This is a genomic window from Streptomyces sp. NPDC004667 (assembly GCF_040609475.1).
GTDB lineage: Bacteria > Actinomycetota > Actinomycetes > Streptomycetales > Streptomycetaceae > Streptomyces.
On record NZ_JBEXKC010000028.1, the window covers coordinates 33,879 to 55,765 of the forward strand.

Annotated in this window: 21 protein-coding genes; 6 read left to right on the plus strand and 15 right to left on the minus strand. The window is 72.3% G+C overall.

Annotated features, from left to right (window positions below):
* Positions 1 to 30: 30 nt before the first annotated feature.
* Together ABZW32_RS17895 and ABZW32_RS17900 are read right to left on the minus strand one after the other, a co-directional pair.
* Entirely contained in the window at positions 31 to 639 is a 609-nt protein-coding gene (locus ABZW32_RS17895; protein ID WP_356216892.1) for a DJ-1/PfpI family protein, read from the minus strand.
* A 168-nt stretch (positions 640 to 807) separates the two neighbouring features.
* On the minus strand, positions 808 to 1,770 hold the full coding sequence (locus ABZW32_RS17900) for a hypothetical protein (RefSeq protein WP_356216895.1): 963 nt from the start codon (positions 1,768 to 1,770) through the stop codon (positions 808 to 810).
* A 142-nt stretch (positions 1,771 to 1,912) separates the two neighbouring features.
* Here ABZW32_RS17900 and ABZW32_RS17905 point away from each other — a divergent pair, with 142 nt between their 5' ends.
* Positions 1,913 to 2,482 (plus strand): hypothetical protein, encoded by a 570-nt coding sequence (locus ABZW32_RS17905; RefSeq protein WP_356216898.1) that lies wholly within the window; start codon positions 1,913 to 1,915, stop codon positions 2,480 to 2,482.
* A 99-nt stretch (positions 2,483 to 2,581) separates the two neighbouring features.
* On the opposite strand, the gene ABZW32_RS17910 is transcribed toward ABZW32_RS17905, so the two are convergent.
* From ABZW32_RS17910 to ABZW32_RS17920, 3 genes are all read right to left on the minus strand, one after another.
* Complete coding sequence (locus tag ABZW32_RS17910) at positions 2,582 to 4,648, minus strand: transglycosylase domain-containing protein (protein ID WP_356216901.1); 2,067 nt, start codon at positions 4,646 to 4,648, stop codon at positions 2,582 to 2,584.
* 215 nt (positions 4,649 to 4,863) lie between these two features.
* The gene (locus tag ABZW32_RS17915; protein WP_356216904.1) at positions 4,864 to 6,771 is read right to left on the minus strand and encodes an ABC transporter ATP-binding protein; all 1,908 of its coding nucleotides are present in this window, start codon (positions 6,769 to 6,771) and stop codon (positions 4,864 to 4,866) included.
* A gap of 206 nt (positions 6,772 to 6,977) precedes the next feature.
* Complete coding sequence (locus tag ABZW32_RS17920) at positions 6,978 to 7,757, minus strand: NAD(P)H-dependent oxidoreductase (RefSeq protein WP_356216907.1); 780 nt, start codon at positions 7,755 to 7,757, stop codon at positions 6,978 to 6,980.
* A 138-nt stretch (positions 7,758 to 7,895) separates the two neighbouring features.
* Between ABZW32_RS17920 and ABZW32_RS17925 the strand changes: the two genes are divergently transcribed.
* Positions 7,896 to 8,747, plus strand: coding sequence for a helix-turn-helix transcriptional regulator (locus tag ABZW32_RS17925; protein WP_356216910.1), 852 nt, complete (start codon positions 7,896 to 7,898; stop codon positions 8,745 to 8,747).
* A gap of 40 nt (positions 8,748 to 8,787) precedes the next feature.
* Here ABZW32_RS17925 and ABZW32_RS17930 read toward each other — a convergent pair whose 3' ends face one another.
* Positions 8,788 to 9,933, minus strand: coding sequence for a serine hydrolase domain-containing protein (locus ABZW32_RS17930; RefSeq protein WP_356216913.1), 1,146 nt, complete (start codon positions 9,931 to 9,933; stop codon positions 8,788 to 8,790).
* A gap of 331 nt (positions 9,934 to 10,264) precedes the next feature.
* Here ABZW32_RS17930 and ABZW32_RS17935 point away from each other — a divergent pair, with 331 nt between their 5' ends.
* Positions 10,265 to 11,041 (plus strand): MerR family transcriptional regulator, encoded by a 777-nt coding sequence (locus tag ABZW32_RS17935; RefSeq protein WP_356216916.1) that lies wholly within the window; start codon positions 10,265 to 10,267, stop codon positions 11,039 to 11,041.
* A gap of 30 nt (positions 11,042 to 11,071) precedes the next feature.
* Here the strand turns inward: ABZW32_RS17935 and ABZW32_RS17940 are convergent, their stop codons facing one another.
* The gene (locus ABZW32_RS17940; RefSeq protein WP_356216919.1) at positions 11,072 to 11,866 is read right to left on the minus strand and encodes an MBL fold metallo-hydrolase; all 795 of its coding nucleotides are present in this window, start codon (positions 11,864 to 11,866) and stop codon (positions 11,072 to 11,074) included.
* Between the two features lie 90 nt (positions 11,867 to 11,956).
* On the opposite strand from ABZW32_RS17940, the gene ABZW32_RS17945 reads away from it, so the two are divergent.
* Genes ABZW32_RS17945 through ABZW32_RS17955 form a run of 3 tightly spaced genes read left to right on the plus strand, consistent with a single transcriptional unit; the run spans position 11,957 to position 14,470 of the window.
* Positions 11,957 to 12,574 carry an ABATE domain-containing protein gene (locus ABZW32_RS17945; RefSeq protein WP_356216922.1) on the plus strand — a complete coding sequence of 206 codons (618 nt, stop codon included), beginning with the start codon at positions 11,957 to 11,959 and terminating at the stop codon, positions 12,572 to 12,574.
* Positions 12,575 to 12,631: 57 nt separating this feature from the next.
* Entirely contained in the window at positions 12,632 to 13,570 is a 939-nt protein-coding gene (locus ABZW32_RS17950) for an NAD-dependent epimerase/dehydratase family protein (protein WP_356216925.1), read from the plus strand.
* Positions 13,571 to 13,585: 15 nt separating this feature from the next.
* Positions 13,586 to 14,470: an aldo/keto reductase gene (locus ABZW32_RS17955; protein ID WP_356216928.1), complete on the plus strand. Its 885-nt coding sequence runs from the start codon at positions 13,586 to 13,588 to the stop codon at positions 14,468 to 14,470.
* A 70-nt stretch (positions 14,471 to 14,540) separates the two neighbouring features.
* Here the strand turns inward: ABZW32_RS17955 and puuE are convergent, their stop codons facing one another.
* The 8 genes from puuE to ABZW32_RS17995 all read right to left on the minus strand — a co-directional run bounded on the left by puuE (position 14,541) and on the right by ABZW32_RS17995 (position 21,728).
* Entirely contained in the window at positions 14,541 to 15,461 is a 921-nt protein-coding gene (gene puuE, locus ABZW32_RS17960) for an allantoinase PuuE (RefSeq protein ID WP_356216930.1), read from the minus strand.
* 50 nt (positions 15,462 to 15,511) lie between these two features.
* Positions 15,512 to 15,769 carry a helix-turn-helix transcriptional regulator gene (locus tag ABZW32_RS17965; protein WP_356216933.1) on the minus strand — a complete coding sequence of 86 codons (258 nt, stop codon included), beginning with the start codon at positions 15,767 to 15,769 and terminating at the stop codon, positions 15,512 to 15,514.
* Positions 15,769 to 16,260, minus strand: a complete 492-nt coding sequence (locus ABZW32_RS17970) for a DUF2975 domain-containing protein (protein WP_356216936.1) — start codon at positions 16,258 to 16,260, stop codon at positions 15,769 to 15,771. Before ABZW32_RS17970 ends, ABZW32_RS17965 begins: the two co-directional genes overlap by 1 nt.
* Positions 16,261 to 16,367: 107 nt before the next feature.
* Complete coding sequence (locus ABZW32_RS17975) at positions 16,368 to 17,795, minus strand: FAD-dependent oxidoreductase (RefSeq protein WP_356216939.1); 1,428 nt, start codon at positions 17,793 to 17,795, stop codon at positions 16,368 to 16,370.
* Between the two features lie 111 nt (positions 17,796 to 17,906).
* Entirely contained in the window at positions 17,907 to 19,109 is a 1,203-nt protein-coding gene (locus ABZW32_RS17980) for an MAB_1171c family putative transporter (RefSeq protein WP_356216942.1), read from the minus strand.
* Entirely contained in the window at positions 19,106 to 20,278 is a 1,173-nt protein-coding gene (locus ABZW32_RS17985) for an MAB_1171c family putative transporter (RefSeq protein WP_356216945.1), read from the minus strand. Before ABZW32_RS17985 ends, ABZW32_RS17980 begins: the two co-directional genes overlap by 4 nt.
* 3 nt (positions 20,279 to 20,281) lie before the next feature.
* Positions 20,282 to 20,875, minus strand: coding sequence for a toxin-antitoxin system, toxin component (locus ABZW32_RS17990; RefSeq protein ID WP_356216948.1), 594 nt, complete (start codon positions 20,873 to 20,875; stop codon positions 20,282 to 20,284).
* A 118-nt stretch (positions 20,876 to 20,993) separates the two neighbouring features.
* The gene (locus tag ABZW32_RS17995) at positions 20,994 to 21,728 is read right to left on the minus strand and encodes a helix-turn-helix transcriptional regulator (RefSeq protein ID WP_356216951.1); all 735 of its coding nucleotides are present in this window, start codon (positions 21,726 to 21,728) and stop codon (positions 20,994 to 20,996) included.
* Positions 21,729 to 21,887: the final 159 nt, after the last annotated feature.

Sequence of the window (21,887 nt, forward strand, 5' to 3'; positions counted from 1 at the left end):
CCGACCCTCGAGCCTGCCGCCCGCAGAGCGTCAGCGCAGGGCGGTCTCGCCGCTCCGGACGGCGCGCAGGGCGCGTTCGACGGTCTCCTGCTTCTCGCCGACCGGAGCCACGTAGTCGATGACGTCGCGCGCGGCGTCCTCCCCGAGCGTCCGGGCGACCACCCAGGTGGCGAGGTACTGGGACGCCAGGCAACCGCCCGCCGTGGCGATGTTCCCCTCCGCGTGGAACGGCGCGTCCAGCACGGTGACGCCGGCGGCTTCGACATGGGGCCGGCTCGTCATGTCGGTGCAGGCCGGCATGCCGTCCAGCAACCCGAGCCGGGCCAGCACCAGGGCGCCGGAGCACTGCGCGCCGATCAGCTGTCGCGAAGGGGCCAGGACCAGCCGGGAGATCAGCCTGTCGTCGGCGACCACGTCCCGCGTCTTCACTCCGCTGCCGATCAGCACGACGTCGGCTTCGGTCACGAACTCCATCGGGCGCTGCCCCGTCACCTCGACGCCGCCCATGGACGTGACCACCGGTGTCGGCGTCGTGATGAAGGCCTCCAGGCCGTCCTTGCGGCACCGGTTGATCAGCGCGGAGGCGATGAAGCTGTCGAGCTCGTTGAACCCGTCGAAAGTGACCACGGCTACCTGCATGACGACTCCCTCACGTACGGTGGCGGATCTTGAGCCTCCCCGGCGCACGGCCGCGCGTCGAGGGCCAATCAGCGGCCGGTGGCACTCCTTCCGCCCGCCTGCGCCGCGCCGTCGGCACGCCTGCCGAGGGTGGCGGCGTCGGCCTTGACGACGTACACCTCCCACGGTTTACGGGAGCGGGACCGCCGGGTCCGTGCCGGTGGCCGGGGAGCAGCGGACGGGGCCGCCGGTGAGCCACGAGCCGTCGCCCAGGGGCACCAGTTCGTAGGGGCTGGTCACCTCGACGGCGATCTCACCGGTGACGGTGCCCGTGCGCACGTCGACCAGGTGGTAGCGGAACCACTCCTCCTCGTCCCGGGTCTCACCGCCCAGGACCACGACGGCGGTGTCCGGGGTCAGGTAGCCGCCGCCCCATTCCACGAAGGTCTCCTCCGGGTCGTACCCGAAGGCCTCGACGGGGAGGGTGAAGAGGACCTCGCCGTCGGGGTGGCGGTGGAAGGCGACGTCCTCCTGCCCGTGGTCGACGGTCATGAACTGCTCCCCGGCCGGCGCGAGGTCGATCAGGCAGCGGTCCCCCCACGGGTACGCCGTGAACTCCACCTCACCGTCGGCTCCGGTCGTGCCCCGGAACACGACGGAGCCGTCCTGGCCCTCCCCGACATCGAGGTAGACGCTGCCGTCCACGGGGTGCACGTGGTGGCCGGCCCCGTGCCCCACCGTCTCCAGCTCCCGGCGGGCGAGGACCGCCCCGCTGTCGGCGTCGTACACCACCCACTGGTCCCCGCCCCCGCGTCCCGCCATCGCGTCGGGCCGGTAGACCCACGCGGTCCGGCCGTCCAGGGACAGCGCGCAGCCGGGCCGGTGGCCGTGGCGCACGTCGGAGTGCGGCTCGAAGTCCGAAGCCCACAGCGGGTCACCGGCGCGCGTGAGGCAGACGACACGGTTCAGCGTGGTGTACACGACCCGCTCCAGTTCGGGCCGGACCGCCGACGCGACCACCTCGTCGCCGTCCAGCGGCCGGAACACCGCGGCGGGCTCCAGCGTCCCGAGGGCCTCGGAGTCGATCACGTAGGCGTGGATCCGTCCGTCGCGGTGACGGGTGATGGCCTTCAGAGGCCGGGCAGGAAGCATGCGCCGAGGCTAACGACCGGCTCGGACATCCGATGCGCGGGGTCGGCGCGGTGCCCCTACGCTGAGCGGGGCACGTCGAGCCGAGCACGTGCCGCGGTGGTGGAGGGGGGACGGGTTGGGCCGGCAGGAGAGGTACCGCAAGGTGCTCGGGCCTCTGCTGAGGGCCGGGCTGGAGGTGATACCCGACGCGGTTCCGGCCTCGGCGATACCGCATGTCCTCGGCTACGAACGGGAGAGGCACGTCGGCGGCTTCTTCGTCGAGTACGAGGACCCGCGACTGGTGCAGCGGCTCAACGACGGTTGGTACGACCTCGCCGTGTCCGTCGGCCTGCTCGACGAGAACCGCGAATTCCTGGTCATGTTGCCGAGGGGCACCCGGACGGCCGCGGAAGACCGCCGGCTGCGGCACGGGATGCGGGTCTGGCACCGGGTCCGTCTGCTGGAGCGGTGGGACGTCATGGGTGCCGGCGCTGCCTCCTTCCTCGGCATGCGCGCCGGTCACCCCGGCTTCGCCATGCTGGCCCTGGACAACGGCGTCTGGCTCCTGGCGGACACGTACGAATCGGGTGTCGGCGTGTACGCGGTCCGCGACCCCGCCGGTTCCCCCGGGGTCCTGCGCGGCTTGGAGTGGCTCGCCGGGGAAGACGTCTACCGGGACCGTACGTTCCGCCGTGAGGTCACCGCCTGGCTGGAGCAGAGGCGGCAGCGCTGAGCGAAGGGGCCGGGCCCGGGACGGCGGGGCCGGCCGGGGGCGAGAACCGGCCGGGGACGCGGCCGCGTCGATCGCGCCCCCGGCCGGTCCCCGGGAGCCTCACGGGCGGTCCTGTTGTCCGTCCGCCGGGTGCTGCGGCGTGGCCGTCGCCGCCTCGTTGTAGGCCTTCCAGATCAGCGGCGGGAAGGCGCTTCCCCGCTCGGAATCGGGGCCGCCGACCCCCTGCATGGGCAGCAGTCGCGGTACGTCGGGCTTCGTACGGAACATCGTGACCGAGGTGCTCAGTTCGGGCGTGGCGCCTATGTACCAGGCGGAGTTCATACGGTCGTTCGGACCGGTCTTGCCCGCCCAGGACGGCGGGCTGGTCCCCCAGCCCTTCGGCGGTCCGACGGCGTTCGAGCTCACCTGGCGGAGCGCCGCGCCGACGCGCGAGGCCGCCTCGGAGCTCATGGCCCGCCGCGGTTTGGGGTGGCCCAGGCCGTCCACCGCGACGCCGTTCCGCTCGGCCTTGACCACCGAGTAGGGTTCGGTGGCCCGGCCCTGGTTGACGAAGGTCGTATAGGCGCTGGCCAGCCGCACGGCGCTGGGGGTGGAGGTGCCGATCGAGAAGGTCGGCTCCAGCTTGGCCATGCTCTCCTCACGCAGCCCCGCCCCGACCGCGAGCTCCTTGACCTTCTTCAGCCCGATCCTCTTGCCGCTCTCGACGAACGGCGTGTGGTCGGAGTTCACCAGGGCCGAGTGGAGGTTCACGGACTCCTTCGGCGGCTCCGTCGGCCTGGGTTTCGCGGGATCCTGGTCCTGGTCCCGGTCGGCGCCCTCGGCGGATCGTTCCCCGCCTTCGAGCTCCTTCTCCATGGCGGCGGCGTACACGAAGGGCTTGAACGCCGAGGCCGCCGGCACGCCCGAGGTGTCCGCGTTGTTGGTGAAGTGCTCGATCGCGTCGGAGCCGCCGTAGACCGCGACGACCGCCCCGTCCTTGGGCCGTATCGAGGCGGCGCCGACCTGCACGTACTGGTCCTCCGCGCGCTTCTTCGGGTCCAGCCGTTCCGCGCACACCTGCTCGACGGCCTTGGTCAGCGCGAGCACCTTGTCCTTCTCGAAGGTGGTGTAGACGCGGTAGCCGCCGCCGGCCAGGTCCTTGTCGGTGATCCCGCCGCGGCTCTTGAGGTACTTGTTGGCGATGTCGACGAGGTAGCCGATCTGCCCGGCCTGGCTGGTCGGCTTGACGGGAGACTTCGGCTCGGGGAACACCGTGTACTTCGCGCGTTCCTGGGCACTCATCGAACCCGTCGCGACCTGACGGTCCAGGATCCAGCTCCAGCGGTCCTCGGCCCGTTGGCGGTTCTCGGCGCCGAGGGACGGGTCGAAGCTCTCCGCACCCTTGAGGACGGCGGCCAGCAGGGCGCCCTGGCTGGGGTTCAGCTCATGGGCGGGGATGCCGTAGTACGCGTACGAGGCCGCCTGGATGCCGTACGCGTCCCGGCCGAACCAAGAGGTGTTGAGGTACCCCTCGAGGATCTCCGTCTTGGGCCGCTGGTTGCTGACCTTCAGGGCCAGGAAGAGTTCCTTGACCTTCCGCTGGACGGTCTGGTCCTGGCTCAGATACGTGTTCTTCACGTACTGCTGGGTGAGCGTCGAGCCGCCCTGGGTCTCCTCGCCCTTGACGATGTTGACGGCGGCGCGGCCGATGCCGGTCACCGACACCCCCGAGTCGGTGTAGAAGTCGGCGTTCTCCGCCGCGATGACGGCGTGCTGCACGAACTCCGGCACCTGGTCGAGCTTCACGTCCTGCCGGTTCACATCGCCGACGCTCACCATCCGGCTGCCGTCGGCCCAGTAGTAGAGGGTGGCCTGCCGACGTGCGGAATCGTGCGGGTCCGGGATCCGGACCTGCAGGTAGACGGCGGTGAAGAGGGCGGCGAGGGCGCCGGAGAAGAGCAGGAACAGGCCGGAGGCGAGTTTCCAGGACGGGGTCCAGCGCCGCCACCCCCGCCGGCCGCGCCTGGGGAAGTCGATGAGGCGGCGACGCGCCTTCCGGGCAGCTCTCCTGCGGCTCTTCGCCCGGCCCGCGGCGCGCCGCCCGCGTTTCGGCCCTTCCGTCCGCTCCGGGCTTCCGGTCTCGTCCGTGGCACCTCGGTCCGCGCGGTGTTTTCGGGACAGCGTCATGGGGGATGCGGACCTCCTCGATCGCGGTCCGTCACCTCGGGGGCGGTGACGGACTCGACCGAGAAGATGATCAAACCCCCGTCGGGGTTGGGCCGTTCATGAAATCTCCATATCCGGCACGGGGCTTGAGAAGTGGCGGATCGTCAAATCATCCGATTGATGCCGGTTTGGGTCGGGGGGCTCGATACGAGGCAGCGCGATCGGCGGCCTCGTGTTCACGCAGTGGTCTCCTTCGGGGTGCGCTGGCCGGGGACGGTGCGGTCGTTCTGCAGTTCGAGGAGCTCGCGGAAGAGTCCCTCCGCCCCGGACAGTTCGGCGAAGGTGCCTTCCTGGACGACCCTGCCGTGGTCGAGGACGACGATGCGGTCCGCGACGGCGACGTTGGCGAGGCGGTGGGTGACCAGGACCACGGCGCGGTCACGGGCGGCCCGGCGCAGGTTGGCGAAGATGCGGTGTTCGGCGCGGGGGTCGAGGGCGGAGGTGGGTTCGTCGAGGACCAGGAGGCCTGCGGACCGGTAGAAGGCGCGGGCCAGGGCGACGCGCTGCCACTGGCCGCCGGAGAGTTCGGCGCCGTTGAGCCACTCGCGGGCCAGGAGGGTGGACAGGCCCGAGCGGAGTTCGTGCACGACCTCGTCGGCACCGGCCGCGGCGGCGGCGTCCCAGACGTCCTGCTCGTCGTCGCTGCGGGGCTGCCCGAGGGTGATGTTGTCGCGGGCGGTCATCGGCCAGCACGAGAAGTCCTGCGGTACGAGGGAGACGTGCTTCCAGGCCGCGTGGGGGTCGAGCGCGGTCGTGGGGTGCCCGTCCCAGGTGACCGTGCCGGCGGTGGGGAGGTGGAGGCGGGTGAGGAGCTTGGAGAGGGTGCTCTTGCCGGATCCGTTCTCGCCGACCAGGGCGACGATCTCGCCGGTGCGGACGGTGAAGTCGATGCCGTCGAGGGCGTTGCGGTCGGCGCCCTCGTAGCGGTAAACGAGGTTCTCGGTGCCGATCTCGCGCGGGGCGCCGGGGACGACCTCCCCGGCGGTGAGGCGGTAGCCGCCGGTCTCCTCCAGGAACGTCGACCAGTCGTCCATGTACATGCCGGTACGGAAGATCATGGCGGCGTTGCGGACGACGCCCTGGACCGAGCCGGTGACCGTGCGCAGCGCGAGCACGGCGGTGCCGGCGGCGGCGACGGTGAGGTGGCCGGTGGCGAGGAGGGCGACCAGGACCCCCCAGACGACGGCGGAGGCCAGGCCGCCGCCGAGGGCGCCGAGGAAGGCCATGCGGGCGCCTTCGGTGACGGCCCGGCGGTGGACGGCGGTGACCCGGTCGGTGAGGTGCCGGTACTTGCCGAGGAGGAAGGGCGCCATGGTCCCGGCGCGGATCTGGTCGGCGGAGTGCCGGTCGGCGAGGTGCCAGCGCAGGACGCCGATCATGCGGCCGTGGCCGGTCGTCTTCACGGCGGCCAGGTAGGTGACGCGGGCGCTGTGTACCTGGGCGATGCCCTGGGGGAGGCTCGCGAGGACCAGGAACGGCAGGAGCAGGGGGTGGAGGGTGCCGAGGACGACGGCGCCGGCGAGGAGGGAGGCGAGGGCGGCGAGGAGGTCCTGGCCCTCCTCGATGATGTCCTTGGAGACGACGGCGCCGCGTTCGGCGTTGTCCCACCGGTCCTTGAAGCCGGGGCTGTCGTAGGCGGCGAGTTCGCTGCCGGTGGCCGCGTCGAGCAGCATCAGCTCGTACTCCTGCTGGAGCAGGGGCGAGATGCGGGAGGAAAGCCAGGTGACCACGATGTAGAGGGTGGCCCTGATCCCGGCCGCGGCGGCGAGCACCGCGACGGAAGGCCACGCCTGCCACAGCCGGTCGGTGATGTTCCCGGAGGAGATCAGCGCGGTGATCGTCGAGGTGGTCGCGAACAGGCCCAGGGCCGCCGCGATGCCGGAGACGACCTGGCAGGCCAGGAGCCCGGTCACGGACGCCCGGTCGACGCGCCACGCGATCGACAGGGAGCGCTTCATCAGGTGCGGGAGACGCCGGGCCATGTGGCGCAGCGTGATGTACTTCGCGGCCTCCCAGCGGGTGTCGCCGTCCCACGAGAAGGAGATCTCCTCGTCCGCCCGTACTCCACTGTCCTCGCCGGTCATCGGATGCGCCTCCGTGCATGAGGGGGAGCGTCAAGACTCGGTCCGGAACGGGTCGTTCGGAAGACCTCGGTACGGCGATCACCCGAAGGTGTCACCGTCCGTGCCCGTCATGCGGGGGCGCGGGACCGGACCCGGGACCGGCCCCGGCCCCGGGTCTCGCCCGCAGGCGTACGACCGGCGCCCCGCGGTGCGGCCGGCTCCGGTGGTCAGCCGCGCACGTGCAGCCCGAATCCCGTCCGGCCGGCGGGCTCCAGACCCTCCTTCAGGTGCAGCGAGGGGATCTCGTAGTCGCCGAAGTTCTGCTTCCGGAACGCGATCGGCTCGGTCGACTCCAGGGTGAGCAGGCGCCGCCGCCAGGCCTCGGCGACGGGCGCGTACTCCTCGTCCGTCATCCTGTCCACGCCGTGCAGCACGAACGGCGGCAGCACCTCGATGCCCGGGTAGTAGAGGACGCCGTGGTGGATCGGGAACAGCAGGTCGTCGATGGGGCCGTTGATCCCCCGGGCGGAGTAGTGCGACTCCGGGCCGCCGACGGTCACCGACAGCAGGGCCCGCCTGCCCGCGAGGGTGCCTTCGCCGAAGCGCTCGCCGTACTTGGTGTCGCTGTGCTCGCCGACGCCGTACGCGAAGCGGTAGGTGAACACCCGGTCCACCCAGCCCTTGAGGATCGCGGGCATGCCGTACCACCACAGCGGGAACTGGAAGATGACCGTGTCGGCCCACAGCAGCTTCTCCTGCTCGGCGAGGACGTCCGGCGTGAGCGTCCCCGCGTCGAAGGCCCGGCCCGAATCCAGGGCGACCTTCAGCGGACTCGACGCGGCGGGGCCGTAGTCCGCGGCGTCCACGACCGCCTTCCAGTCCATCGCGTACAGGTCGCTCACCCGCACCTCGTGCCCGGCGGCCTCCAGGGTGGACACCGCGAGGTCCTTGAGCGAGCTGTTGAGCGACTTCGGCTCGGGGTGGGCGTGGACGATCAGCGTCTTCACGGGAACTCCTTCGGATCGGATGCCTTCGATCCTGGGCGACGCGGCGCCCGGCGTTCAGGGGCTCCTCTTCCATCGGACCGGGGTTCCTGGTATCGGCAGGGCCACCCTCACGGGCATCTCCGAGGCCATACTGGGGACATGGACGATCTCGCGGGTTTCCTGCGGACCCGGCGTTCCCGGGTCGACCCGGCGGCCGTCGGCATACCCGTCGACAGCCGCCGCCGGGTCGAAGGGCTGCGCCGCGAAGAGGTCGCGCACCTGTCCGGAGTCAGCGTCGACTACTACGTGCGCCTGGAGCAGGGCCGCGCGACCCAGCCCTCCGATCAGGTCCTCGACGCGCTCGCCCGCGTCCTCGGCCTCGACGAGACCGAACGCGGGCACCTCTGCCGGCTCGCCCGGCAGCGCGGGCGGCGCGCGAAGTCGCCGGGCGGGCGGGTGCGGCCGGAACTGCTGCGCGTGCTCGACCTGGTCACCGGCGCACCCGCGCTGATCATGGACCACCGGCTGGACGTGCTCGCCGGGAACCGCCTCGCCGGGCTGCTCTTCGGCCGGCCGCTGCCGGGCCTGAACATCGCCCGGCACATCTTCCTGGAGGAGGGCGAGCTCGGCCTCTACGCGGACTGGGAGCAATGCACCCTCGACGTGGTCGGGCACCTGCGCCTGGCCGCCGGGAAGTACCCCGAGGACCCCCGGCTGGCCCCGCTCGTCGGCGAGCTGGCGATGGGCAGCGAGCGCTTCCGCCGCCTGTGGGCCCGTGCGGACGTGCGCGCCCGTGCGCACGGACTCAAGGCGTACCGGCACCCGCTGGTCGGACTGCTGGAACTGCACCAGGAGAACTTCGCGCTGCCGGACGGATCGGGAGTGGAACTGCTGGTCCTGTCCGCGGCCCCCGGCAGCCCCGCCGAGGACGGGCTGCGGCTGCTCGCGGGCCTGGGCGCGGACGGCGGCGAGGCGTCGTATCCCCCGGCGGACGCCCGGCTCCGCGAGTGACCCGACGCCAGCCGCCCGCCGGCCGGGCCGCCCGCCGCGTTCAGCCCGTCGGCCGATCCGGCGCGGTCCGCCCGTCGCCGAACACCTCCTTGACGAGCCGCTGCTTCACCTGCTCGAACGCCCGGACCGTGGCGGCCAGGTCGAGCTCCGCGTCCCCGCAGGTCACCGAGCCGGTCATGGTCCTGCTGCCGTCGGGCGTGCTGTACATCAGCGCCGCCCACCCCCAGAAGCCTCCGTTGTGCTGGTAGAGGGTGGCGCCGTCGTCCGTCTTCTCCACGAACACCCCCAGGCCGTAGCCCATCTTGGGGTGCGGCGTGCGCATCTCGGCCAGCAGCGGGGCCGGCAGGAGCCTGCCGGCCATCAGCGCGGAGAAGAAGGCGTGCAGGTCCCGGGTGGTCGAGATCATGTCGCCGGCGGCGGAGATCCAGGAGGGGTTGAAGCGGGTGGTGTCGGCCACCGTCCACCGGCCGGCGTCCTCGTAGCCGTAGTAGCCGTGGGCGTGCGGCTCGGGGATCTCCGGTGAGGCCTCGGGCACCACGGTGCCGCTCAGCCCGAGCGGATCCAGGACCAGCCGGTGCATCTCCTCGGCGTAGGAACGTCCGGTGACCTTCTCGATCAGCAGCCTGGCCAGTACGTAGTTGGTGTTGGAGTAGCTCCAGTCCGTCCCCGGCTCGAACCGCGCCGGACGGGACAGCGCGGGCCGTACCAGTTCCTCCGGCCGGTAGGTGCGGGAGCGGTTGTCCATCCACTCCTTGCCGATCCCGGGAACTCCGCCGGGCACGACCGTCCCGTCCTCGTAGACCTCTCCGGTGAAGCTGAACAGTCCGCTGGTGTGCTGGAGCAGCATCCGTACGGTGATCCGTCGGTCCAGCCCGAAGCCGGGCAGGTGGTCGTCCGCCGGCGTGTCCAGCCCGATCCTTCCCTCCGCGACCAGCCGGAGCACCAGGACCGCCGTGAAGGTCTTGGTGACGCTGCCGATCCGGAAGTGTCCGTCGGCCGGGGGGCCGGCCGCCCCGCCCAGCTCGCTCACCCCGGCGGTGCCGACCCATTCGCCCCGCTCGTCGTTCACCCGCAGCTGCACTCCGGCGAAACCGGAATCGACGATCTCCTGGATGGCCTCGCGCAGTTCGGGCCGGTCCGGCCCGGCGGCTGCGGTGGTCTCGACGGTGTGGAGGGACTCGCTCATGGTCGTTCCCCGTTCCTCGCTCATCGTTCCTCGTTCCTCGTTCTTCGTTCTTCGTTCTTCGGAAGCAGGTGTCCGGCACGGCTCGACGGCGCGGCGGTGACCCCGGTGGGCACCGGCCCCGTCGAAGCGGCCATACGAGGAGCGTGCACCCTGACCCAAGGTCAACCTCAAGCCCTGTCCGGGCGTCGGAGGGACCAGTACCGGTCGCGAGGGGTGAGGGGATCCGAACTGATGCGCGCTACCCTCCCCCCTGGGAGGCGGCCGTGCGGGTCGCCGGCGACCACGACCCGGTCCCGGGCGAGGACCTACGATCCGGAGGTGCACCGAGCCGATGGCGAACGGGCTCACGATCGGTCAGGCGGCGGCGTACGTCGGCGTCACGATCAAAACGGTGCGGCACTACCACCGGCTCGGCCTGGTCGCCGAGCCGGAACGCGACGGTTCCGGCTACCGGCGCTACGGGTCGGCCGACCTGCTGCGGCTGGTCCAGGTACGGACGCTGGCCGGGGCGGGCGTACCGCTGGCCGGGATCGGTGGGCTGATCGACGCCGGACCCGAGCGGTTCGCCGCCGCCCTGGACGACGTCCACCGCCGGCTCACCGAACAGATCGAGGACCTGACCGCGCGGCGCGACACGCTGCACCGGCTCGCCCACGGCGACCGGGCCCTGCTGCCCGACCGGGCCTGCGCGGTCCTGGACCGGCTCGCCGGCCTCGGCCTCGGCGCCGACTACGCGGCCACGCAGCGGGAGGCGTTGGTACTGGCCCGGGCGCTGGTACCGGAGGTCTTCGACAGCTTCCTGACCCAGCTCGAACGGTGGCTCGACGACCCCGCATGGATCGCGCTGACCAAGCGCGGCTGGGAGGCGATGTCCTGGGATCCGGACGACCCCCGGATCGACGCACTGGCGTCGGAGCTGGCCGACAGGCTGCTGGCCGAGCGCGAGTCGCTGGCGATGCCGGACGGGTTCCGGAGCCGGTCCGACACCGCCTCCCGGTACGGGCTGGTCAACCACCACCGGGAAGAGCGCTCACCCGCCTTCGTCCGGTTGAACGCCCTGGTCGAGGCGCACCTGCGCGCGGCCGGCATCGACGTCCCGCGTCAGTGAGGGCCGTACCGCGCACGAACCCCGTCCGGCTCAGGCGGGCCGGCGCCAGTCCGGGTCCAGGCGGTCGGCCAGTCCGGCGGCGGTGAACGCGGCTTCCAGTTCGGCGTGGCCCTCGGTGAAGTGGGCCCAACTGTCGCAGTGGACGGGAACGACGCGACGGGCGCCGAGGATCCGGGTGGCCTCGGCGGCCTGGGCGCTGTCCAGGACGAGCAGGCGGCCGTCGAAACGCATGGGGAAGCGGGGGGCTCCGGCGAAGAGCACGGCGGTGTCCACCCGGGCGAAGCGGCCGGCGATCTCCTCGACCGCGTCGAGCGATGCGTTGTCGCCGCTGACGTAGACGGTGGGCAGGCCTTCGCCGGTCAGGACGAAGCCGATGACCTGGCCGGTGACCGGCTCGACCTCCTCGCGCGCTCCGGGTCCGTGGACGGCGGGTACGCCGGTCACGGTGACCGTGCCGCCACCGGGGCGGTCCAGCTCGACGGATTCCCAGTCGGCCAGGCCCCTGGCCGTCCCGCCGAGGCGCTTTCCGCCGCCGGGGGTGGTGAGGGTGAGCGGCACGTCGGCGAGCAGGGCCCGGCCCGAGTGGTCGAGGTTGTCGGGGTGTTCGTCGTGCGAGAGCAGGACCACGTCGATGGCGCCGAGGTCGCCGGGGGCGGCGGCGGAGGGGGCGGTCTTGGTGAGCTTCGTGCCGGGTACCGGGTAGTCGCCGGGGCCGTCGAACGTCGGGTCGGTCAGGAAGCGCAGGCCGCCGTACTCGAAGAGGGCGGTCGGGCCGCCGAGGACACGGACGGGGAAGTGGTCGGTCGATGCGGGCGCAGCAGACACGGAAAGAACACCTCACGGATAGATTCGGATTAACCGTGAGATGACCGTAGCCGGTTCTCACGGATGGCCGCAAGCCGTACCATGAGGAACATGAAGGAGTCCGTACGGGAAGAACCCCTCGCGCCCCCCGCCCGGGGCGAGGAGGAGCACATCTCCCTCGCCCTCGCCAACAGCGCCGTCGCGCGGCCCGGCGGGCACACCGTCGATCTCCTGGGCACTCCCGCACGGGCGAACCACTGGCTGACGGAACGCGGACTCGCCCCGGCCGACGCGGGCATGCGGGAGATGTGCACGACGCAACTGCGCGCGCTGCGCGAACAGGTCAGGTCGTTGTTCGCGGCCCGCGCCGCCGGGCTCCCCGCCCTCCCCGCCGCCGTCCGGGCCGTCAACGACGCGATGACCCGCGTCCCGACCGCCCCACTGCTGGCCTGGGACGACGAGAACGGCCCCTACCGGGCCACCACCCACCCCACCACCGCGATCGTCGACCACGCCCTGGCGGCCCTCGCCGCAGACGCCGCCGACCTCCTCACCTCCCCGGACGCCGAACGCCTCACCGCCTGCGGCTCCGCCCCCTGCAACCGCTACCTGCTGCGCCACGGCCGCCGCCAGTGGTGCTCGACCCGCTGCGGCGACCGGGCCCGCGCGGCCCGCGCGTACGCCCGCCGCACATCGGTCGACACCACATCGGTCGACAGCACGGCTTAACACCCGTGCAGCAAGCGGCCACTTCTGCTGGCGACGGCCGGTGCCGAGGATGGGGGCATGCAAAGGATCTGCGTCATCGGCGGAAGCCGATACTTCGGAAAGCTCCTGGTGAAGCGCCTGCAAGCGGACGGCCACCGGGTCACAGTGATCAACCGCGGCTCCACCCCGCCGCCCGCCGGCGTCGAGCACCTGGTCGTCGACCGCAACGACGAGGCGGCCCTCGTCGCCGCACTCGGCGCCCGCACCTTCGACGTGGTCGTCGATCAGGTCTGCTACACCCCGGTACAGGCCGCGATCGCCGCCCGCGCCTTCGCCGGCCGCACCCGGCGCTACGTCATGACCTCCACGATCGAGGTCTACGACCCGGCGGGCGCCACAGTGCCGGAACCGGAGGGCGCCGCGGTCCCGGAGGAGAGCGTGGACCCGGGTGCCTGGCCCGTGGCCATGGACCTGCCCTGGCACGACGAGGCCTACCTGGAGGCGCACTACGCCGAGGGCAAGCGCCAGGCGGAAGCCGTCCTCACCCGCGCCGGCGGCTTCGCGTTCGCCTCCGTACGCAGCGCACACGTACTCGGCGGCGGAGAACGGGAATTCACCGGCCGGCTGGCGCACTACACCCGGCGCATCACCAACGGCGAGGAGATCACCGTGCACGCGAGGGCACTGCCCACGGTGTTCATCCACTACGCGGAACTGGCCGACCTGCTGCGGTGGGCGGCGACCGGCAGCGCGTTCACCGGCCCGCTCAACGCCTGCTCCGACGGCCTGCTCGACGTGCGCGACCTGGCCGCGGCCGTCGCCGCGCAGACCGGCCGGGAGCCCGTCTACCGCACCGTCACGGCGGGCGGGACCGCCTCACCGTTCTCCTTCGACCGCCACTACGCCATGAGCAACGCCCGCGCGAAGGAACTGGGCTTCGCCTTCTCCCGTACGGCCGACTGGCTGCCCGGCGCCGTCGCCGAGGCCCTCGCCCCGTCCGCCGCCCCCACCACGTGAGGAAACACAGCCACCATGCGGTACCGCACCCTCGCCAACACCACCGTCAGCGCCATCGGCCTGGGCGCCATGCCCCTGTCCATCGAGCACCGCCCGGACGAGGCACGGGCCATCGCGACCGTCCACGCGGCCCTCGACGCCGGCATCACGCTCATCGACACCGCCGACAGCTACCACTGGCACGCCGACGAGACCGGGCACAACGAACTGCTCATCGCCCGCGCCCTGGCCCGCTACGGCGGTGACACCTCCGACGTCCTGATCGCCACCAAGGGCGGCCGCGGCCGCCCGGGCGACGGCAGCTGGAGCGTCACCGGCAGCCCCGCCCACCTCAAGCGCGCGGCCGAAGCCTCGGCCAGGCGCCTGGGCGTGGACGCTATCGGCCTGTACCAGCTGCACAAGCCGGACCCGGCCGTGCCCTGGGCGGAGTCCGCCGGCGCCCTGCGCGAGCTGCTCGACGCCGGTGTGATCCGCGCCGCCGGGATCTCCAACGTCACCACCGCCCAGATCCGCCAGGCGCACGCGATCCTCGGCGACGGACTCGTCTCCGTCCAGAACCGGTACTCGGCCGCCGTGCGCGACAGCGAGCCGGAACTGCGGCTGAGCGCCCGGCTGGGCCTGGCGTTCATGCCCTGGAGCCCGCTCGGCGGGATCTCCCGCAGCTCCCTCGACGGCCCTTCCGGGCAGACCTCGGCGGACACCGCCTTCCACCACATCGCGGCCGACCACGGCGTCAGCCCGCAGCAGGTGGCCCTGGCCTGGCTGCTGGCCCGCTCCCCGGCGGTGATCCCGGTCCCGGGAGCGAGCCGCCCCGCCTCCGTACGGGACTCGGCCCGCGCCGCGACGCTCAGACTGAGCGCGGAGGAACTGACCCGGCTGGAGACGCCCTGCCGGCCGTAACCGTCGAACCGACCGGGCGGGTGGTGATCCGGCCGTCGTGGAGGCGCACGTGCTCGGCGGCGGCGCCGGTTCAGGGCCGGGGCGGGTGCGTGGCGAGCCAGTGGCGTGCGATCTGTTCGCGCGTGGCCACCCACGCGCCGCCGCGTCGCGCGACGTGTTCCAGGAAGCCGTCGAGGGCGCGGATGCGGCCCGGCCGGCCGATGATGCGGCAGTGCAGGCCGACGCTCATCATGCGCGGCCGGTCGGCGCCCTCGGCGTGGAGCGTGTCGAAGGTGTCGACGAGGTAGGCGAGCATGTCGTCGGCGGTGGTGAAGCCGTGGACGATGAGGAACTTGAAGTCGTTCGCGTCGAGGGTGTACGGCAGCACCAGGTGCGGGCGTCCGGCCGCTTCGACGTAGAACGGCAGGTCGTCGGAGTAGTCGTCGCAGTCGTAGAGGAAGCCGCCCTCCTCGGCGACGAGGCTGCGCGTGCGGGGGCTGGTGCGGCCGGTGTACCAGCCGACGGGCCTGCGGCCGGTGAGCCGCTCGATCGTCGCCACGCAGTGCGCGATGTCGGCGCGCTCCACGTCCTCGGGAACGTGGCGGTAGTCGATCCAGCGCCGGCCGTGGCCCGCGACCTCCCAGCCGGCGTCGCCCATCGCGCGCGCGGCCCGCGGATTGCGTTCGAGCGCCTGCGCCACGGCGTACACGGTGACCGGCGCACCGTGCGCCGCGAGCGTGCGGTGCACGCGCCAGAACCCGGCGCGCGCACCGTAGGCGAACAGGGACTCGACGTTCAGGTCGCGTCCGCCGACGACGGGAGGCGCGCCGACGAGTTCGTGGAGGAAGCCCTCCGAGGCCAGATCGCCTTCCAGGACGTTCTGTTCACCGCCCTCCTCGTAGTTGAGGACGAGGCTGACGGCGACGCGTGCGCCGCCGGGCCAGGCGGCGTACGGCGGCTCGGCGCCGTAGCCGACGAGGTCGCGCTGCTGCTGCTCGGACACGGGCGGCACCCTACCGCCGATGGCGCGTCAGGCGCGGAACCCCGCCCGCGGGGGGTGGATCATTCTCCCGGGACGCCCTCGGCGAGCGCGGTATCCGCGGTGACCGCGCCGTCCTCGGCTTCCCAGCGCAGCAGGTCGCCCGGCTGGCATTCCAGGACCTCGCAGAGCGCGGCGAGCGTCGCGAAGCGCACGGCCTTGGCACGGCCGTTCTTGAGGACCGCCAGGTTGGCGGGCGTGATCCCCACGCGGTCCGCGAGTTCCCCCACCGACATCTTCCGCCTGGCCAGCATCACGTCGATGTCGACGGCGATCGGCATCAGATCACCTCGTCCAGCTCGGCCCGCATCCGCGCGGCTTCGCCGTCGCGCGCGACGGCCTGGGCGAGCAGCATCCGCAGCACGAGCACGATGAGCGCGACGCCCAGGATGGCCACGCCGACCCCGCCCATGATGACGGTGACCCCCGGGTCCTCCCGCTGCCCCGGCGCGTTGACGATCGTGACCGCGAACCACACCAGGGCGGCCGCCACGATCGCGCCGATCACTCCGTCTACGTACCGGAAGGCGGCGTGGGAGAACACGGTTCCGCGTCGCACCATCGCCACCAGCCGCCACACGCAGACGAGGGCGACCTGGGCGGCCACCATGCCCAGGATCGTGATCACCCGCAGCGGGGTCAGCGGGAGCGACCCGTCCTCGGGATCGTTCCCGGTCGCCAACGCCCACACCATCGACGCCTGCACGAACACGGTGCCGACGAGCACCACCGCGAGCACGGCGCGCAACGCACCCACTGCCAGCTTTCCCATGACCCACCCTTCCATCGACTTACGATGTGAATCTATCGATTTTCGATAGATGAGGCAAGGTCCGGGACGGAGGGCGGCTCAGACACGGGGGGCGGTCCGTACGAGGGTCAGCTCCCGGTCCGTACGAGGGTCAGCTCCCGGTCCGTCAGGGGCGGTGCGCTCAGGGGCGGGCGCAGGGGGCCGCGCAGGGCGCCGAGGAGGACGCGCGGCCTGACCAGGGTGGTCAGGGGGGCCTGGAGGGAGGTGACGTCGAAGAAGTCCCTGGTCATGGTGAAGCTGCCGCAGCAGGTGTTGAGCAGGCGGTAGGTGTAGCCGGACAGGACCTTGTCCTTGCGCGTCGGGGCGCTCTGGTCGCTTCCCTGCGCTCCCGGATAGAACACGTCGTGTCCCAGGGCCAGGTCCCAGGCTGCCGCGACCGGTCTGGCCATGGCCTTCTGGACCCGCCGGGAGAGCCGGGGCGCGTCGATCCCGTGCGCCGACGCGAGATCGCGCAGCGCCAGCGCGGCCTGGGCGGCCACGGACATGGCGTGCCCGTAGATGGGGTTGAAGGCCGCCAGGGCGTCGCCGAGCACGACGAACCGCTCCGGCCAGTTCCTGACGTTCTCGAAGTAGCGGCGGGTGTTGCGCGTGCTGCGGTTGACCGTGACGTCGGTCAGCGGCTCCAGTCCGGAGATGATCTCGCCGATGACGGGGTGGCGCAGTCCGCGGGCGAACGGCTCGAAGTCCTCGTTGACCGCCGTGGGCTCGCCCCCTCGCGTTCCGGCCGCGGTGACGATCCACCGGCCGTCCTCGATGGGCAGGATGCTGGCGCTCTGCCCGGGGCGTGCCGTCCGGGGGTCGGACTGTACGACGACCATGGGGAAGCCGACCGTTCCCTCCGGCGCCCGGAAGACCCGGCTGGCGTAGGTCAGGCCGAGGTCGAGGGAGCGCTCGGGGGCGGGTCTGACCCCCAGCTCCGCCAGGAACCGCGGGGCCCGCGAGCCCCGCCCGCTCGCGTCGACGACGAAGTCGGCCTCCAGGGCCGCTTCCCGGCCGTCCGCCCCCCGGGTGCGTACGCCGGTGATCCGGTCGGCCGTGCCGGTCAGGCCCTCGACGCGGGTGTGCTGGAGGACGCTCACCCTCGGATCGGCCAGCACGAGCTCGCGCACCACGTGGTCCAGCACGTCACGGCTGCAGGCGATCAGGAAGGCCGTCTCGGCGCTCCAGCGGCGGAGCCAGCCCTCGGCGGTGAAACCGACCATGCCGGTCGGGATCGGGATGCGGTTCGCGCCGGCGGCCATCCACCGGTCGGTGACGCCGGGCAGGAGGGCTTCGGCGGCGTGCACTCCGCTGCTCCAGAACATGTGCGCGTGGCTCGCCTGGGGAAGTCCCTTGCGGGGGCCCGGGGCGGCCGGCAGTTCGTCGTTCTCGACGAGGAGGACCTCGTCCACCGCCTCGCGCAACGCGGCAGCCGCCAGGGTGCCGGCCAGGCCGCCGCCGATGACGAGGGCCCGGCGCCGTATCGCCGCCGTGGGGGTGTTGCCGGAGTGGGTCATGTGACTGCTCTCTCGCGGGCCGCCGAGGTGCGGATGCCGTCTTGGTCAGGGGAGCGGGGCCGCCCGGCGGTGAGGCGTCCGCACGGGCCCGCCGGACGTGTCGGTGAGTGGTCAGACGCGGTCGGAGGTCCTCTCCAAGAGCGACGACCGGCCGGAATCAGGGCTGCCGGTATGGTCGGGGACGGCCAGCACGCGCAGGGCGTCCGAGAGCCGCACGAGCAGCTCGTCGTCACCCGAGAGCATGCTCTCCAGGCTGCATTCCCCCGCGTCGGCCCCGGTGCCGTGCAGGGTGTCGAACGCCGCGACCACCAGGGCGACGTGGCGTGCCGCATCCGGATGCAGCGTGGCGGGGAGCGCGTCCGCCCGTCCCCCTTCCTGCGCGTGGTGGTCGAGTTCCTGCGCGTGGTGGTCGAGGCGGGGCGCGATCAGCCGGAGGCCGTCGCGGATGTCGCAGGTCCGGCGCAGCTGGCGCTTGCCGAGCGAGGAACCCCAGGGAATGGGCACCAGTTCGTACGGGGTCACCGCGCGCATGGTCAGCCACAGCGGGCGCAGGCGCCGGTACCGGGACCACCGGCGCCACAGGCTCATCACGCACTGGCTCGCGGAGGGCAGGGCGAGGCCGACGCACTGGAGGAGCGAGGCGAGTGAGGAGACCGTCGGGGCGACGGTGGTGCTGACGCCGTCCCAGTCGTGGCCGGCCCATCGCGCCCCGATGGCCGTGAGCTTGCACGCGACGTATCCCAGGCTCAGGGCCGAGCCGGTGACGATGAGGAGCAGCCCCGTCCGCAGCAGCCCCGGGACCTCGCGGGACCAGCGCCAGCACAGGCGGGCCAGGACCAGGTTCGCCAGCCCGTAGGCCAGTACGCACAGGACGACCATCTCGCGGACGTACGGGGTGGTGGCGTAGTAGGTGTCGAAGTCCCGGAGGCGTTCCTCGGACGCGTCCCCGAGGGCGAACAGGGTGAACTGCGTCGCGATCAGCGCTCCGTAGACGCCGACGCACCAGCGGGTGGCGGTCCGGCGCCGGTCCCGCGGGCCTCCGCGCCAGGTGATGGTGAGGTTGATGAGGGCGGCGCTGGCGGCGGTGACGATGCCGTAGACCAGCGGGACCGAGAAGTTGGGGATGCCCGTGAACGCGTTCACCTGGGAGATCGTCGGCGGCGCCGCGAAGAAGAAGACGGCGGCGCCCAGCGGCAGGAGCAGGGACACGGAACGCACGAGGGGATCGCGCCAGTGTCTGACGAGTGCGGGCGCCCTCAGGGCGAAGGCGACCGAGAGGACGCCGACGAGAAGGTAGAAGTACACGGTGGTCATGCGTGCTCCCTCTCCGGCGCCGGCCCGCCCGGACCCCCGGAGAGGATCCGGGCCAGCGCGTGCGATATCCGTACCAGATCGCGCTCTTCGCCGGGTTCCGTCCGGAGTTCACGGGAGGACGCGATCACGTGGCGCTCGGGGTCGGCGCGCAGCGCGTCGACCGCGGCGACGACCATGACGGCGTCCGCGTCCGCGGCGGCGTCGTCGTCAGTGGCGCCATGGGCCAGCGCGTCGGCGAGTGCGCGGGCCCGCAGGGTGAGGTCGAAGTAGGGGTTGAGGGTGAGGAGTCCGTCGTGGATGCCCGATTCGCGGTGCAGCCGGCGTACGCCCACCGTGGAGAGCAGGGGCATCCTGACCACCGGCGTGGTCGGCGTCAGCCCGTGGAGGAGGCGTGACAGGGTGCCCAGCCGGCGGTACCGGGTCCAGTCCCGCCAGGGTCCCTTGAAGCGCTGCACGGCGAGGGGGAGGCCGAAACCGAGGAGGATGAGGCAGAAGGAGACCGTGACGAACGGCCGGGCCACCTCGGTGCTGAGGACGTCCCAGTCCGTTCCGGCCCAGCGCGCGCCGACGGCCGCGAACTTGCACACGTCGAAGCCGAGGGTGCTGGTGTAGCCCGCGATCAGGAGGGCCAGGCCCGCACGGAGCTCCCGGGACACATCGCTCAGCCAGCGCCGGCACAGTGACGCCATGATCACCGCCGCGGCGGAGTGGCCCACCAGGTAGAGCACGATCATTTCGCGGATGTACGGCGTGTTGGCGTAGTAGGTGTCCAGGTCCTCCAGCCGTTCGACCGGCGCCTCGCCGAGGGCGAAGAGCGCGTACATCGCGACGGCCAGGGCCGCGTAGGTTCCCGCGCACCAGCGTGTGGACCGCCGGATGCGGGCGGGCGGGCCACCTCGCCAGTTGATGATCAGGATGATGCCGGAGCCACAGCAGGCCATCAGGAGCGAGTAGAGGAGGGGCGCGGCGAAGTTCGGCACGCCCGTGATCTCGTTGACGTTGACGATCGTCGAGGTCGCCCCGAAGTAGAAGACCCCCGTGGCCGTCAGCAGGAACACCACCACGGCCCGGAGGAGGGGATCGCGGGCGTTCCTGCGCAGGCTGGGGAGCCGGACGAGGACGGCCACGGTCCCCAGCGCGGCCGGAATGAAGAAGGCCAGATCGGACACGGTTCAGCCCCGAATGCCGTGGTGGCCGAGGGCGGCCGCGATGCGGCCGGAGGTCGTGCCGCGGTCGAGTACGGGTGCGTCGGGCGCTGCCAGCAGGTGCCGTACGGCGTGCGCCAGTTCGAGGCCGTAGCGCTCGGCGGCCTGCTCCTCTCCCGCGTGCTTCCTGGCGGCGGCCCTGTCCTGCTTGAGGAGGGCGGGACTGTGGCGTCCCGCGACCGCCAGAGCCGACTCGACCACCTCCCGTAAGTCGGCGTCGTGGCGCAGGAGGCGAGCGGCCGCGGAACCCTCGCTCACGTGCAGGTGGCAGTGGCCCAGCTCCAGGTGGCGCAGCTCGTGCCCGGTGATGACGATCTGGTGTTCGGCCGCGGTCTTCTGTTCCACGACCACGAGGTCCCGGTCCCCGAGGTCCAGGGCGAGACCGCTGGCGGTGCCCGGGGGGAAGGGCGTGGTGTGGAAGTCGATCCTGCGCCCCCGGCGCAGCCCCATGGCGTCGCAGAGCGCGCGGCAGACCTCCTCGGCCGGAGCCGGAGACTTCAGGTGTCCGATCCCGTCCGTGAGGGCGCCGATGGACCGCCGTATCTCCCGCTGCTTCAACACGTGTCTCTCCCCTGCTCCTGCCTCTGCTCCGGCTCCTGTTCCTGCTCCGGCTCCGGCTCCTGCCCTTGGCCCCGGCCCTGTTCCGCGACGGGCAGGAGCGCGAAACGGACGGCGCGTCTCAGGACGCGTCGCCGGGCGAGGGCCGGTTCCCTTCGGCGCTCCTCGCGGCGTTCTCGTCCGCGGCCCCGTCGGCGTACCCGTCCGCGGCCGCACGCTCGTCCATGTAGTTGTCGAGCCACTCCAGCAGCCTGGTGCGCCCATGGTCGGGCAGCAGGGCCGCGCGCAGCGCGATGCCGTCGACGCCGTGCCGCTCGTAGAGGGTCGGCCGCCGGGCGCCGGACGGGGCCGCCGCCAGGACGCCGCGTTCGCTGTGCTCCCGGTACTCCTGGAGCAGCGCCTTCTCGATGACGGCCAGGACGCAGCTCAGCGCCTCGGCGTCGTCCGACTGGAGGAAGCCGGCGGGCCGTTCGAAGAACCGTTCCAGCCGGGAGCAGTGGTCCATCGTCGGGCGGCGGTCTCCGCCGAGCAGCGCCTGGACCTGCTGCCGGGAGATGCCGCTCTGCCGGGCGATCTCCCCGTGCGAGAACTTGCGGCCGTTCTCCTTGAGGTACGTCTCGTGGAGCAGGTCGAGCCGCTGGCGGAACCGCTCGTGGATGTCCGGCTCTCCCGCCGGCCGCCCCTGGAGCAGCGCTCGTACGACCTGGAGCGGCACCCCGGAGGCGCGGTGCAGCTCCTCGGGATCCAGGACCTCGTCCCGGCCGCGGCCCAGCTTGGCCCCCAGGTCGACGACCCGTTCGACGACCGCGGCCAACTGCGGGGCGGACACGGGCGGTACGGAGAAGGCTTCTGTCACCGGCTGCTCCCCCCGACGTCGCTCAGGACGCATCACCCCGGCATCCTCGTTGGAGCGCCGGCACAGCGGCTGTTGCGGAACCGATCCTGCCACAGCCGTGGCAGGCGAACCATGGAACTCCGGCCAAACCGCCACGGTCGTGGCAGGAACTCGATGGCC